This is a genomic window from Acinetobacter sp. CAU_H_56, from assembly GCF_058599425.1.
Genome location: NZ_CM178654.1, coordinates 1147594 through 1161514, shown reverse-complemented (window position 1 = coordinate 1161514; position 13921 = coordinate 1147594). Strand labels below are relative to the sequence as shown.

14 protein-coding genes and 1 pseudogene are annotated in these 13921 nt (G+C 37.5%); 11 read left to right on the top strand and 4 right to left on the bottom strand.

The features are described from left to right. Positions 1–17: 17 nt before the first annotated feature. Positions 18–878, bottom strand: a complete 861-nt coding sequence (locus tag AC4MCC_RS05700) for an alpha/beta hydrolase (RefSeq protein ID WP_491876721.1) — start codon at positions 876–878, stop codon at positions 18–20. Between the two features lie 81 nt (positions 879–959). Continuing rightward, positions 960–2318, bottom strand: coding sequence for a flavin-containing monooxygenase (locus AC4MCC_RS05695; RefSeq protein WP_419365856.1), 1359 nt, complete (start codon positions 2316–2318; stop codon positions 960–962). A gap of 99 nt (positions 2319–2417) precedes the next feature. Between AC4MCC_RS05695 and AC4MCC_RS05690 the strand changes: the two genes are divergently transcribed. Beyond that, positions 2418–3026, top strand: a complete 609-nt coding sequence (locus AC4MCC_RS05690) for a TetR/AcrR family transcriptional regulator (RefSeq protein ID WP_491885783.1) — start codon at positions 2418–2420, stop codon at positions 3024–3026. Positions 3027–3613: 587 nt separating this feature from the next. Here AC4MCC_RS05690 and AC4MCC_RS05685 read toward each other — a convergent pair. Next, positions 3614–4072 carry a hypothetical protein gene (locus AC4MCC_RS05685; RefSeq protein WP_166236181.1) on the bottom strand — a complete coding sequence of 153 codons (459 nt, stop codon included), beginning with the start codon at positions 4070–4072 and terminating at the stop codon, positions 3614–3616. Positions 4073–4348: 276 nt separating this feature from the next. Here AC4MCC_RS05685 and tatA point away from each other — a divergent pair, with 276 nt between their 5' ends. From tatA to AC4MCC_RS05635, 10 genes and pseudogenes are all read left to right on the top strand, one after another. After that, positions 4349–4567 carry a Sec-independent protein translocase subunit TatA gene (gene tatA, locus AC4MCC_RS05680; RefSeq protein WP_419365558.1) on the top strand — a complete coding sequence of 73 codons (219 nt, stop codon included), beginning with the start codon at positions 4349–4351 and terminating at the stop codon, positions 4565–4567. 9 nt (positions 4568–4576) lie between these two features. Continuing rightward, positions 4577–4999, top strand: coding sequence for a Sec-independent protein translocase protein TatB (tatB, locus tag AC4MCC_RS05675; protein WP_419365557.1), 423 nt, complete (start codon positions 4577–4579; stop codon positions 4997–4999). Beyond that, positions 4996–5754, top strand: coding sequence for a twin-arginine translocase subunit TatC (tatC, locus tag AC4MCC_RS05670; RefSeq protein ID WP_419375328.1), 759 nt, complete (start codon positions 4996–4998; stop codon positions 5752–5754). Before tatB ends, tatC begins: the two co-directional genes overlap by 4 nt. A 204-nt stretch (positions 5755–5958) precedes the next feature. Then, positions 5959–8151 (top strand): PhoX family protein, encoded by a 2193-nt coding sequence (locus AC4MCC_RS05665; RefSeq protein ID WP_491876719.1) that lies wholly within the window; start codon positions 5959–5961, stop codon positions 8149–8151. A 342-nt stretch (positions 8152–8493) separates the two neighbouring features. Further along, the gene (locus AC4MCC_RS05660; RefSeq protein ID WP_166136176.1) at positions 8494–8817 is read left to right on the top strand and encodes an ArsR/SmtB family transcription factor; all 324 of its coding nucleotides are present in this window, start codon (positions 8494–8496) and stop codon (positions 8815–8817) included. A 5-nt stretch (positions 8818–8822) separates the two neighbouring features. Further along, entirely contained in the window at positions 8823–9296 is a 474-nt protein-coding gene (locus tag AC4MCC_RS05655; protein WP_166136172.1) for an arsenate reductase ArsC, read from the top strand. Positions 9297–9299: 3 nt separating this feature from the next. Continuing rightward, positions 9300–10340, top strand: coding sequence for an ACR3 family arsenite efflux transporter (gene arsB, locus AC4MCC_RS05650; protein ID WP_166136169.1), 1041 nt, complete (start codon positions 9300–9302; stop codon positions 10338–10340). Positions 10341–10345: 5 nt separating this feature from the next. Continuing rightward, entirely contained in the window at positions 10346–11050 is a 705-nt protein-coding gene (arsH, locus tag AC4MCC_RS05645) for an arsenical resistance protein ArsH (protein WP_491876718.1), read from the top strand. A gap of 262 nt (positions 11051–11312) precedes the next feature. Further along, positions 11313–11670: pseudogene (locus AC4MCC_RS05640) on the top strand (transposase). After that, a complete protein-coding gene (locus tag AC4MCC_RS05635) occupies positions 11667–11810 on the top strand; it encodes a transposase family protein (protein ID WP_491876717.1) in 144 nt (47 codons plus the stop codon). The pseudogene AC4MCC_RS05640 and the gene AC4MCC_RS05635 overlap by 4 nt, the downstream one beginning before the upstream one ends. Positions 11811–11830: 20 nt before the next feature. On the opposite strand, the gene AC4MCC_RS05630 is transcribed toward AC4MCC_RS05635, so the two are convergent. Beyond that, positions 11831–13270, bottom strand: coding sequence for a hypothetical protein (locus AC4MCC_RS05630; protein ID WP_491876716.1), 1440 nt, complete (start codon positions 13268–13270; stop codon positions 11831–11833). Positions 13271–13921: the final 651 nt, after the last annotated feature.

The window sequence follows — 13921 nt, the reverse complement described above, 5'->3', positions numbered from 1 at the left end:
GATAGAAAATTTTTAAATTAAAGCTGCTGTAGAAATGATATGTGTTGCGATTGGATGCGATCGATATAGGGTGCATGAAACAGATCAAAATGCCCACAATCTTCTTCTAAATAGCAGATTGACTTTGATTGTTGCGCCGTTTTACGTGTACTTGAAATTGGAATCAAGGAGTCTTGCTTTGCTCCAATCATTAAGGTTGGGGTCTGAATTTTATGGCTTACTGAAATGGGGCGATAAAATGGAATAGTGAGGACGATTCGTGCAGGAACCTGGTTATCCCAGTTTTGGTTTTCCTCAACTAATGAATAATAACCCCGATAACAATCTGAACCCGATAGGACTGCAAACCGGCTTTTTGCCACGATCTTCATCAATTTTGACTTGCCAAATAGACTATAGAACAAGTCAGTGATTGCTAAATAGGTTGCAGGTAAGAGATAACGTTTAGGGTAACCCAGCAAACTAGCCAAACCATCCACATGCGGAAAGTTAGCAATGACGGCATGATACTTCTGCTCACTGGCGAGTGTTAAGACATGTCCCCCGCTAAATGAGTAACCCCATAATACAAAGTCCTGTTCAGTCAGATTAAACTCATTTTTGAGATATTGAATGACTGCTTTCCAGTCCCTTAATTGACTATTTTTATCGACAAGATTTTTATATTTACCACTACTCTTGCCAAATCCTCGATGATCAAAACAGCAAACACTATATCCCTGTTCCAGATAAGATTTGATATATCGATCTAGAGCACAACTTTTGTCTCCACCCAAGCCATGAGCCATAATGACAAAAGGCAAGCCATTATTATTTATATATAAATCAGCCTGAATTTGAAAAGAGTCTAAAGGTATAAAAACATTTTTTATTTGCATTACGCATTCCTTGTAATACATTTTTTAAATATTAAAACGCAATAAGTGCGAGCAGCACTTATTGCTTAACTTCATATTTGCCTAGGCAGCAAATAATTTAGAAATTAATTTTAATGTTGAAATATTATAATCACGTGGAGGAATTTTCACGCCTGCTGAGGCGAGATCTGACACCAGTTCAGCACGGAAAGTGTTGTAATCAACTTCTACAGCATGACGTTGTCCACCCTCAAATTTATAGTGAGGATGATCTAGCTCATACTGAATCGCTGCTTTCATATCTTTTGGACGCTTATACTTCCCTAATATTTCCTGACATGCGATACGTGCTTGGAAATCTGATAACGGCCAAATACATCCAATAGGTTGGAACAAGCCTATGAAATATAAATTGTCATAATCAGCATGCATCATCTTACGATAGAGCGGTACCTTCTCAGCATGCTGGAAATTAATAAAGTCAGGATCAAAGAATGGAAATACGGTCCAGAATCCTGTACAGCAACAAATGATGTCAAACTCTTGCTTAGTACCGTCCGTAAATTCAACTGTCTTTCCATCAATTTTTTTGATTGCAGGTTTTGGCTTAATCTTGCCATGGCGTACATAGTCAATTAAATCCGAGTTAACCGTTGGATGCTGGCTTAATACAGGTTTAGTCGTTGGAGGTAGTCCAAAACTTGCATAATCACCCGTAAGAATTTTTAAGGATTTGGTGAGTATGGTCTGACGTGCTTTAGGCCGTAAATTTTCTAACGCTTTTGCGACCATATCGCTTGGGAGACCCAGCAAAAATTTGGGTAAAAACCACTGTGGGCTGCGCATGGATAAATAAATATCTTTACTTACACGAGCAGCTTCTACAGCAACATCACAACCTGAATTACCTGCACCAATCACCAGAATTTTTTTATTACGCCACTCTTCATTCACACCTTTAAAATCATGTGAATGCATCCATTTGCCAGTGAACTCTCCTTCGTATTTTGGATATTTCGGCATCCAGTGATGACCATTACATACCATCAGATACTGATAAATTTTTTGATGTTTCTGCCCTTCTGCATCCGTGTAATCCACTTGCCATTGACCATCAGACGTGCGTTCAACATGGTCAACAGTATGGTTAAACTTTATTTGGTTATACACATTGAAGTTTTTACTATAGTTTTCAAAATACTGCTGTAATTGATCATGCCGTGGGTAATCTGGATAATGATCCGGCATCGGGTAGTCTTCATACTCTGAAAGTTTTTTAGAGCTGATGATATGGGTATTTTCATAAACAGAGGAATGGCCTGTTTTGGAATTAAATACCCAGTTACCACCAACTTTGTCATTTTTTTCAAATAGATCAAACGCTATATTATAATCTTTACAGTTTTTTGCTGCGGCAATGCCTGAAGGGCCTGCGCCAATAATGCAGACAGTTTTATTCATTTTCAGCTCCATGAAAATATTTTATTCAAAAATCCGTCACATGTCGGTTTTTAAAAAATATAGGGGAGTTTTTTTAATAAATCAATGAGGGGATGCAAGATGCTGATGAATGAAATAAAGATGCCTGTTCAGAAAAGAAGTATCGAACGTCTGGAAAAAGTGATTCAAACCACTATAGAACTTTTAGAAACCAAGACCTTAGCAGAATGCAATATCCAGGAAATTTCACAAATTTCAGGTGTTCCAAGAAATCACATTTATCAGTATTTTCCTACGATAGATCATCTATTTAGCTTAATCGTAAATCGTTATTTCCAAAAACTCCAAAGTTACTTGACTCATAACGCTCAAATCTACATGACATGGTCAGTGCTGGACATCATTCAAGATGCTTTAAGTAAAGCTTCAACTTTTTATAATCAAAACAAACCAGCAAGTATGCTTATTCTCGGTGGTCCTGTGAACATTGAAGGTTTTAGCCTCCATGAAGCCGTAATCGAAGAGATATCTAAAGAATTCGTCAAAATTTTTACTCAAAAGGAAAATCCTCTAACACTTAAAAAGCCAGATGACATAACTATTATGATTGAATTAATTTTTGCATTGATGAAGCATAGTTTTTATCGTTATGGCTATATTACCGATGAATTGCAGCAAGAAGCGCTTTTAGTTTGTGAAGCTTATTTGGAGAAAAAGACCTATATTTAACTTAGACGTAATCGAAAAAGTTAAAGACTTTATTGAATATTTAAATACTAAATTTTCTCAGACTTTTATTTCACATAGTAAAAATATAAAGAGCTAGAAATTTTTCATTTTTAAGTCAAAAAAATATCGAATTCAAAAAGTTAGTGAACTAGAATAATTTAAATATTAAAACTATATAGGCATAGGCAAATTCATGATTTTATTAATGTTCAAATGATGTTTTGTAATGATTACCTACTTCAAATATCAACCCTTCTATTATTAAAGATATTTATAAGCTTTAATTTCCTCTTTATAAAAAGCTTTCCATAAAAGTTAATTTTGAAACTTCCTACAAAAATTAAAGCTAAAAATGAAATTAGAGCCTTAGACAGACATTTCATTTTTATGGACTGCCACCACTCTCCTAGACAAATTTCGTCTATTTTTCCCACATACAGAGTCTATCTCCTCCACCTAATTTAAGCTCATTTGTGCTTCACAGGTAGCAGAATACAAGATCTAAAAAACCGTCTAAATGACGGTTTTTATTATTATATTATTAAACAATTATAAAAAAAGATTCTTTACCTAATTACTAGATCAAATTATTGAATTTCTGAATCTTCCAAATTTTTAGGTAAATTCAACCTAACTTTAAAGTTAGAAATTTCATGGTCATTTCCCCAATCACCATAGATTAGAGCTTTTACTTCTAATCCGGTAAACTTTGATAAATGATGATCCTTTAATAACTCTAAAAACTTTTCAGTATCCTCTTCACTCAGATAACCCACTTGAACATTATTTACAACCACCATGATTGCATTCACTTTATCAGGATCTATAATTAAAAGCGCACTAACGACTTTACTGACAGTATTTTCAATCTCCGGGCCAATGATCGTAATTAAAGGTCGCTGAAAATTGGTTGCACTTGAAACTTCATGTCTAAATTTGTTTTTAGTTAATTCTTTAAACTTTCCACTAGGCTTATACCTAGTATTCGGTCTTACCATTACTAGAACAGTTATAAAGATAATAATAATTAAAAGAAACAGCCCCATGACTAAGACTCTTTTATCAAGGAAAGGAGGTCATATATTTCTTGAGCCATATCAGTTTCTATTAAGATGTAATTGAACTATTAAAGTAGAGAATTTTTGACATGAATGGTATGTGAAAAATGTAGTAGTTCTTTGCTAATTTTAAAATAATAGAAATAAAAGGCCTGCCTTTTTCTGAATCCTTGTCATTATATTGACATCAAATCGTCATAGCACTGTCATTTGTTAGTGTTGATATAAGCCAATAAACTTAAGAAGATTAAATGAGGACAAAATATGGCAGGGTTATCCATCTGGCATGTACTAATTTTTGCAATTGTAGTGATCTTACTGTTTGGTACTTCTAAACTAAAAAATCTAGGAAAAGATGTAGGGGGTGCAATCAAGGACTTTAAGAAATCTGTCCGTGAAGAAGAAACTAAAACAGCTCAACTTCAGCACTCTCGAACGATTGATGCGGAAGTTAAAGCCAGTGAGAGTTCAATCAAGAATTAAGGTATTACCATGCTCAATATTGGAATGACTGAGCTATTGGTCTTTGGGGCTATTGCCCTGCTCATTCTTGGACCAGATAAACTCCCTGAGGCGGTACGTTTTATAGGTAAATGGTCAGCCAAAATCAAAAGGATCGCCGGTAATATACAAAATGATCTTGACCGTGAATTGCGACTATCGGAACTACGGGAGCAAATGCAAAGCGAGCTGAAACGTATTCAGGAATTAGAAATCAAAGTGCAGGCACAGATGGATAATATCAATGTAATCCATCAGCCCTTCATTAGAAATCCGGAACAACATCTTTTGAACCATGAGCCGACTTACCAATTAATTAATGAATCAGTTTCACCTGTTCATTTACCGCCAATCCAGCTGAATAAATTAACAAAACAAGAAAAAACTTATACTGATATAAAGGTGGCCGTATGAGTATTTTGCCTTCGACTCAAACAAACAACGATACCCGGCAAATCCCGTTAGAAGAAATGCCAATTACCAAGCATCTAGTGATTCTTCGAAAGCACCTTTTCAAAATTGTGGGCGTATTATTAGGACTATTCTTATGTTTACTGCCTTTTGCAACCCAAACTTATCAGCTTTTATCAGAGCCTTTACGCGCTCAGTTACCTGAAAGCTCCACCATGATTGCAACAGATGTGACTGCGACTTTCATGGCTCCATTTAAGTTGAACTTCTTTATTGCTTTACTTATTGCCATGCCTTTTATTTTGTATCAACTTTGGGCCTTCGTTAGACCAGCATTGTACGTAAAAGAAAAAAAGTTAGCTTTACCACTATTAATCAGCAGTATTGTACTGTTTTATGCAGGTATTGCTTTTGCCTATTTAATCGCTTTACCTTCTATCCTTCATTTTTTTATCAGCGTATCACCTGAGACTGTTGCGCCGATGACCGATATCAATAGTTATCTGGCTTTTTGCTTAAAACTATTTTTAGTTTTTGGATTTACTTTTGAAATCCCTATTATCACGCTCCTACTTATTATAATTGGTGTTGTCAGCACACAGACCTTGGTGGAAAAAAGACGATTTATTGTGGTGGGATGTTTTTTTATTGCCATGTTTGTGACACCACCCGATGCCCTATCAATGATTATGTTAGCTGTTCCAATGTGGCTGTTATTTGAATTAGGTTTAGCAGCAGGAAAATGGATAGAAAAATGATGCCTGGACATAACTGAATAATAATAAAAACAACATAAAAGAAGAAAATTCTCTATGAGCAGCTTAAGCTGCTTTTATTTTTGATTTATAAATCAATATTATATTTAATAAATCCGCAATATTAGCTTCACCCGACTGTCATATTTAACCGCTAATTTATTCCTGACTTTAAAACAACCAGACCTTAGTTATGGGAATAAAACAATGACAGACTACTTACCTTATGATGAAAATCAGGAATTGGATAATAATACGTCAGATAATCATCATTTTCGGGATATTTTAGAACAATCTATCTCTCGTCGTGACTTGATTGCCAAAACTGCAAGTGGGGCTGCAGCATTGGCCCTTGCATCTTCTCTGACTGGATGTGGGGATAACGATAATAGCTCTACTCTGCCCCCAACCGAGACTGCACCAAACCCGCCTGCTACTGACCCAAATACAAAACCAGAGCAACTGAACTTTACACCAGTTGCCAAAAACTTGAATGATATCGTTACTGTACCAGACGGTTATGAAGCCAATGTCCTGTATGCTCTTGGAGATTCTATTAATCCTGCATATTCAGACTGGGATGATAACAATATCCCGAATGGTCCAAGCTTTCAGTTTCGCTCTGGCGACTGCCATGATGGAATGAGTTTTTTTGGCTTAAATATTACTACTGGCCGCTATGACCCGACTGTGTCTGAGCACGGTCTACTCGTTATGAACCATGAATATATCAATCCGACTTTTTTACATCCTCAAGGACCAACCAAAGTTGATGGTCGCCGCCCTGAAGATGAAGTCATTCGTGAGACAAATGCACATGGTGTTTCAATCGTTCATATCAAAAAAGACAATTCCAACCAAAAAATAGAAATTGTCAAAAATTCGATTTATAACCGTCGAATTACTGCCTCAACTGTCATGAGCTTTTCAGGTCCTGCGAGTGGATCTACTCTTCTATCTACACGCTTTTCACCAGGTGGAAAATTAACACGCGGTACGCATAACAACTGCGGCAACGGCTATACCCCCTGGGGTACTTATCTCACCACTGAAGAAAACTTTATTGGTTACTTTGTCCGTAGCAAAACTGATGATGTTCATCGCTTAGCGCAAGAAAAGATCGCTTTGGAGCGTTATGGTTTAAAAGCAGGTTCAAGCTCACGTTATGGCTGGGAATCTGCAATAGGTACAATTGAACCTCAGGATCTTTATGATCGATGGAGCGCAGATATTACTGCCGGTGATGCCAGCAAGGATTATCGTAATGGCCCAAATACTTTTGGCTGGATTGTAGAAATTGATCCATTTGATAGCCGACAAAATCCAGTTAAGCGTACAGCCTTAGGGCGTTTTGCCCATGAAGACTGTCGTGCTAGTCGTGCTCGTGAAGATGATAACCTGGCTTTCTATATGGGCGATGACTCACGTGGAGAATACATCTATAAGTTTGTCTCTGACTACAAATGGAGTGAAAAAGACCGCAATGGCGGTTATGCAGTCGGAGATAAATATATGGATCATGGCAAACTTTATGTTGCCAAATTCAATGCAGACGGAAATGGTCGATGGATTGAGCTGAGTTATGGTATTAATGGGTTGAATGAGCTGAACAATATCTACCCTTTTAGTTCCCAGGCGGATGTCGTGACCTTTGCCCGTCTAGCAGCAGATAGCGTAGGCGCTACTAAAATGGATCGTCCAGAATGGGTTGCAGTCAATCCTGAAAATGGAGAAGTCTATGTTACGCTCACTAATAACTCTAACCGCGGCACTACACATGCCTTAGATGCAGCCAATCCACGTAACTATAGCGATCCTGAAGGTGGCAAAGGTAATGTAAATGGTCATATTATCCGTTTACATGAAGATAAGGATACGACTACAGCCATCACATTCAAATGGGATATTTACCTATTTGGTGCTGAAGCTAAAATGGCACAGAATATTAATCTATCGGGTTTAAATGATAATAATGACTTGTCTTCACCAGATGGAATGTGGTTTGACCCTCGTGGTGTACTCTGGATTCAGACTGATGATGGTGCTTATACAGATACGACCAATTGTATGATGTTGGCTGCTTTACCTGGTAAGGTTGGAGATGGTACTCGAACAACCACATCTTCTGGTCAGGAAACTATAGTCGGTGCTCAAGTCTCAGATCAAACTTTACGTCGTTTCCTGACAGGTCCGAAAGGCTGCGAGATTACGGGGGTAACCATGACACCAGACTATAAAGCGATTTTCATCAACGTACAGCATCCTGGAGAAGATTCTCGAAGTTATGATAAGCCCACTAGTCATTGGCCTGCATCACAGACTAACTCATCTGCTACTTCCCGGCCACGCTCTGCAACTGTAGTAATCACTCGTAAGGATGGCGGGTCAATAGCGGGTTAAAGAACTCAAAAATTTAAAATGCTGGCTTAATGCCAGCATCTTTATTACTAAAACAGATGTCTATAAAGTTCTTAATATTTCATATTTTGGTGTAATGGATGCTGGGCTCGATATCAATTTCCTGTTTAAGACATTAATTTACCTAGAGAGTTTTTTATTCAGTTGCTAATTGCGTATTCTTATTTTAATGGACACTAAATCTCACAGAAAAGTGAACAGAGATTCCTATCTTACTTGGACGCTTTAGAGTTCATATAATCGTCACTATGTTAAATAGATATAAATTGACTTAATATATGGATATACGTATATTTGAATAAGAGTATAAATTGAGTCAACTTAATGGATCAAACTGATTTCTTTAAATGCCTTTCTGATCCAACTCGCTTGGATATCTTAAAGCTTGTTATAGCTAAGCAGAATATTTGCGTTTGTGAACTCACTGAACGTTTGCAGCTTAGTCAGCCTAAGATTTCCAGACACCTAGCATTACTTAGAAACCTTTCGATTTTGCTAGATCAGCGACAAGGACAATGGGTCTATTACCGTCTGAACCCAAATCTTCCTGAATGGGCTAAAGCTGTACTAAATATCATCTCGAATCAAAACGAAGACATGATTAATAGCACCTCTACCGATACCTCTATCTCTATTCATTGTGATTAATAACTATGAAATTCCTTTTCTTATGTACAGGCAATAGTTGCCGTAGCGTCCTTTCAGAAGTGTTATTTAACAGCCGCGCTCCTGAAGGATGGAAAGCTTATAGTGCTGGCAGTAAGCCGACAGGCAAAGTTCATCCCTTAACAATTAAGACTTTGGAAAACTTAGGACTATCTACAGAAGGCTTATCCAGCAAAACAATGGATGACTGTGAACGATACCAACCTGATGTTGTGATTACAGTATGTGATTCGGCTGCTCAAGAGTCATGTCCCCTATATTTGAATGATGCAATTAAAGCTCATTGGGGATTAGCCGACCCATCACATTTAGACCTTCCTGAAGAAGAAAAACTTCAAGCATTCTTAAGGACTGTTGATCACATTAATAGACGCTTAGACGCTTTATTTGCACTTGATGTAAATAGCCTTTCTCGTTCTGAACTAATCAATGAAATCAGCAAGATTTCTAATATCGAGTAAGCCATGTCTAACTCAAGACTTTCTTTTCTAGACCGAAACCTGACCCTATGGATTTTTATTGCCATGGCATTAGGGGTAGGCATTGGCGTGTTCTTTCCTCAAGCCTCTGTTGCACTGGATAAATTAAGCGTGGATTCAGTGAATATTCCTATCGCAATAGGGCTCATTCTGATGATGTATCCACCACTCGCTAAAGTCGATTATGCAACTTTGCCAAAAGTGTTCGAGGATAAATGCACTCTGACTTTATCCCTTATTCAGAACTGGCTGATAGCCCCATGTCTGATGTTTATCCTGGCAATAGTTTTCTTACATTCCTATCCTGAATATATGACAGGCTTAATCTTGATTGGATTAGCTCGATGCATCGCTATGGTGTTGGTATGGAATGGATTAGCTTGTGGCGATAATCAGTACGTAGCGGCATTGGTGGCTTTTAACAGTATTTTCCAAATTTTGTTTTTTAGTACCTATGCTTGGCTTTTCCTGACCTTCTTACCGCCTTATTTTGGTGTGGAAGCACAGGTCATTGATGTGAGCTTTTGGACAATTACTCATGCTGTCCTCGTTTATCTCGGCATACCATTTCTACTTGGTTTCTTAACCCGAATGATTTTAGTGAAGCAAAAAGGGTTGCTATGGTATCAAACCAAGTTTATTCCCAAGATCAGTCCACTTAGCCTGATTGCGCTCTTATTTACGATTGTAGCCATGTTTAGTCTAAAAGGTGGTGAAGTCGTTCATTTACCTCTAGACGTGCTGAGAATCGCAATCCCTTTAACCTTCTACTTCATTGTAATGTTCTTCATTAGCTTCTTTATGAGCAAATGGATGGGCAATGACTACCCTAAAACTACCGCTATTTCCTTTACTGCTGCAGGCAACAATTTTGAATTGGCGCTTGCTGTCGCTATTGCCACTTTTGGACTGGCTTCGCCTGTTGCATTTACTACGGTGATAGGTCCATTAGTTGAAGTACCGGTGCTCATTATGCTGGTATCAGTGTCTTTATGGCTGAGAACAAAAGTTTTTAAAGAGGTATAAATCTGATGAATTTACCGAATATTGATTTAAGTCTTTTAGACAAGCCTACTTTAGAAAAGGTTCAAGCCAAAGAGCTGGATCATCCACCAAGAATACTGCTTCTGTATGGTTCAAACCGTGATAGATCATATAGCCGTTTAGCTGTTCAAGAAGCTGGCCGAATCCTAGAGTATTTCGGTGCCGAAGTTAAAATTTTCCATCCTAAAGGTCTACCTCTCCCTGAAGATGGCGATATGGAACATCCAAAGGTTAAAGAACTACATGAACTCTTAACATGGTCAGAAGGTATGGTGTGGTGCTCTCCTGAACGTCACGGCTCAATGAGTTCCATCTTGAAAGCTCAAATCGACTGGATTCCACTTGCCGCAGGTGCAATACGTGCAACTCAAGGTAAAACCTTAGCTGTAATGCAAGTGTGTGGAGGTTCTCAATCATTTAATGTGGTCAATCAATTACGTATTTTAGGGCGCTGGATGCGGATGATCACGATTCCGAATCAATCATCAGTACCTAAAGCATTCCTAGAGTTTGAAGAGGATGGTCGTATGAAGCTCTCTTCTTACTACACTAGGATCGTGGATGTGATGGAAGAGTTATACAAGTTTACGCTCTTAACGAGAGGACAGTCCTCATACCTCACTGACCGCTACTCTGAACGGGTAGAAAGTGCTGAAGAATTATCTAAGCGTGTAAATCAACAGAGTCTTTAAATTTCCTAAAATTAACATAATACACGTTATAAGAAATTATTCATTATATTGTATAAAAATCAAAAACTTAATACACATAAAGAAGCCCAAACAATACCGATTGGGCTTCTTCATGGATTTTTCATGTTCCACAGTCATTAAGTGAGCAATGTTTCACGAATTTATGTAGTCTCATTGTAAGCGTCCGCTGAACACACCTTATGAATTCATCCTATAAGCCTTAATTTAGTCCCCACTTAAAAACAAGTGGGGACTTAAATTTATGACTATAAATAATCAGACATCCATCGCATCTCTTGCGAAAAAACGAAGAACATACAGTGCTGAATTTAAACAGCAGATCGTTCAGGCTTGTAAAGCACCGGACGTTTCAATTGAATACAAATCTTGTATCCAAATGGATTCGCTTAATTGATGGTAAGCAAGGGAATGATCGCTCACCACTACCGAATAAACCTGCATTTATTGCTTTATCTTGCTCTGCACCATTAGATCCTATTCCTACTGAGATGTTAACGGTTCAAATTACTTTACCCCACTCAAAAGCAGAAATTGGCTTGAAATGGCAAGTATCAGAAATATCTGCTTTAGCAGAATTACTCAAGGCACTTGCAACATGATCCGCATTGATGAAATCTGGCTTTCTACCCAACCTCTGGATATGCGAGCAGGGATGGATACTGTCATGGCTCAGGTGCTGAGAGCCTTTGGCTACATCAAACCGCATTGCGCTTACCTGTTCTGTATACAGGCGGTCTAAGCAACTATACAAAATCACAATTACTTATAGATCTTCATGATGATGCTCTGGTAGTAGTAGACAGTTCGTACTATAAATTTAGCAGTCACACTTTTTGACTCAGCCGCAACTTCTTTAACTGCACCACCCTTCACGCTTGGCAGAATCAGTACCGCACTCAATGAAACAGCCATGAAGATTTTTGCAAACTTAGGATTGTTCTCAAATACAAAAAGTGAGATCAAAGACAAAAAGTTCGTGATCAGGAAGAAGATTGAGAAGCACAGGCCCACCATAGGCATCACGATTGATTTATAGGCATCTTTAGCATCCATTTCTTCACCAGCACGAGGCATTTTAGGCTTCTCATTTTGTGCATTCAGTTCAGAAATATATGGACGATACTTATTATAGGTTCTAAACAGTGAATCTGGCATTGAGGCAATAATCTGTTCTTTAAAATCCTTTTGCTTAGGATCATAGATACGAGTCTGGTTCGTTTCTTTGAAGATATAAGCCTTTACATCAGGGTGATTAAAGAACTGGCGTTCAGTCATGTTCGGTGGAACATTAGAATTTGGTCCAAAAGTTTCTTTGCTTTGCTTAACCCATTCTTGATGGATTTTTTCTTTCTTTTTAGTAAAGAAAACCTGATCCATGTAACGGTTATATTCCTCGCTCTTGCCGATATAGCGACCCCAAGCGTTTTGTAATTGAGTTAGAACATTGCTCGACATCATTTGGCGATTGTAATAAGCATCATCGTTCATTAAGCATGTAGCGAATGATGTAATCGCTTGCTTGTATTTATCTTCACTATAAGTCTTAGTCATCTCAATATATGGGAAAAAGGCCCGATCTAAGGTGCTCTCGACATTAAAGATATTTGGATGCTGTTGGCATGATTGAGCCTGAGAATAATATTGCTGACGTTCAGCTTTTGATTTGGCTTCGGCATATTCCGGTGTTAATTCCCTATTGATGTATATCCCATCACGAGGGTTCATTTTTTGTTTAAGCCAAATTTTGAAATTAAACCAATAAAGATGCTCCCTTTTTGTGGCCCAACGGTCGTTGTAATACGGAACAATGGTGTTATGAGCGCCTGTAATCAGCAAAGCCTTGCCCTTCTGTTCATTAGAAGCGCTATTCACAATGTAATTAATGACCTGGTTCTGCACAAAGAATGAGATACCAATTGAAATTAAGGCCACTGGAATAAGCCAGAGAATGAATTGATGGATTTTCTGGAATCCTGGCAGAACTGCTTTCATGAACAGTAGGCAGATCCCTATTCCGGTAAAGGCTTTACCATATCGTTCCACCGTTTCGATCTTTGTAGCCGAGGTTGTAGTGGACATCTGGCTAATGATCATCGAGTTAAAATAGATTTCTAAACCGAAGTAACCTAATGACAAAATAAGGAATAAAACAAGGCAAACTTTTTGTTGGAAAGTTGCAATTTTAAGAGCTTTTAACATAGCAGTTTTTGTAGGTTATAAAGATATAAATTTGCTGGAAACTTATCACATTAATCAGTTCTTTTTTAGGCAAAAACTATCAAAAATACATATACAAAAAGCGTCCTAATACCCAGACAAACTCTTTCATCTCACAATTTAATAAGATTAATTCCAAGTTTAAGATAAAAAACCCCCATAAATTTCCTGTCTATGCATATAGGTAGTACGATAAGTACGAAAATTGGAACTTAACTAGCCCAAAAGTACCGCTTAGTACCGGCTTTGTTGCATAAACATTCAAAAGCTGAGTTTTCCCCAATCCATTCAAATTTAAGTGACAACTTGGGTGTGAGGTCTACCTAATTCCGTAAATCTATTCAGAACTGCCACACGCGCATGAACTTCATTGACCTGACTTTGAAAAAATACAATTAGGCTTAAAATCAAGAAGATTTTTAGAACCAAAAACCCTTAATTTTCAATACATTATTTAAAATAGCAGTTTATAAAACTCTTTTTTATATCTTTAGACATACCATCTTTTCAACAAAAACCTGCCCCTTTATTCCCAAGTTTTTGATCATGCGTTCATAAGTTAAATTTCAGTTTTATCATAGAGACAGGACATAAAAATAATAAGAAACCTCTATGAATAAAAGAATACTCTCT

Coding starts and splice junctions, on each gene's coding strand:
- AC4MCC_RS05700 (WP_491876721.1), bottom strand. CDS start 878: ATGCAAATAAAAAATGTTTTTATACCTTTAGACTCTTTTCAAATTCAG.
- AC4MCC_RS05695 (WP_419365856.1), bottom strand. CDS start 2,318: ATGAATAAAACTGTCTGCATTATTGGCGCAGGCCCTTCAGGCATTGCC.
- AC4MCC_RS05690 (WP_491885783.1), top strand. CDS start 2,418: ATGCTGATGAATGAAATAAAGATGCCTGTTCAGAAAAGAAGTATCGAA.
- AC4MCC_RS05685 (WP_166236181.1), bottom strand. CDS start 4,072: ATGGGGCTGTTTCTTTTAATTATTATTATCTTTATAACTGTTCTAGTA.
- tatA (WP_419365558.1), top strand. CDS start 4,349: ATGGCAGGGTTATCCATCTGGCATGTACTAATTTTTGCAATTGTAGTG.
- tatB (WP_419365557.1), top strand. CDS start 4,577: ATGCTCAATATTGGAATGACTGAGCTATTGGTCTTTGGGGCTATTGCC.
- tatC (WP_419375328.1), top strand. CDS start 4,996: ATGAGTATTTTGCCTTCGACTCAAACAAACAACGATACCCGGCAAATC.
- AC4MCC_RS05665 (WP_491876719.1), top strand. CDS start 5,959: ATGACAGACTACTTACCTTATGATGAAAATCAGGAATTGGATAATAAT.
- AC4MCC_RS05660 (WP_166136176.1), top strand. CDS start 8,494: ATGGATCAAACTGATTTCTTTAAATGCCTTTCTGATCCAACTCGCTTG.
- AC4MCC_RS05655 (WP_166136172.1), top strand. CDS start 8,823: ATGAAATTCCTTTTCTTATGTACAGGCAATAGTTGCCGTAGCGTCCTT.
- arsB (WP_166136169.1), top strand. CDS start 9,300: ATGTCTAACTCAAGACTTTCTTTTCTAGACCGAAACCTGACCCTATGG.
- arsH (WP_491876718.1), top strand. CDS start 10,346: ATGAATTTACCGAATATTGATTTAAGTCTTTTAGACAAGCCTACTTTA.
- AC4MCC_RS05635 (WP_491876717.1), top strand. CDS start 11,667: ATGATCCGCATTGATGAAATCTGGCTTTCTACCCAACCTCTGGATATG.
- AC4MCC_RS05630 (WP_491876716.1), bottom strand. CDS start 13,270: ATGTTAAAAGCTCTTAAAATTGCAACTTTCCAACAAAAAGTTTGCCTT.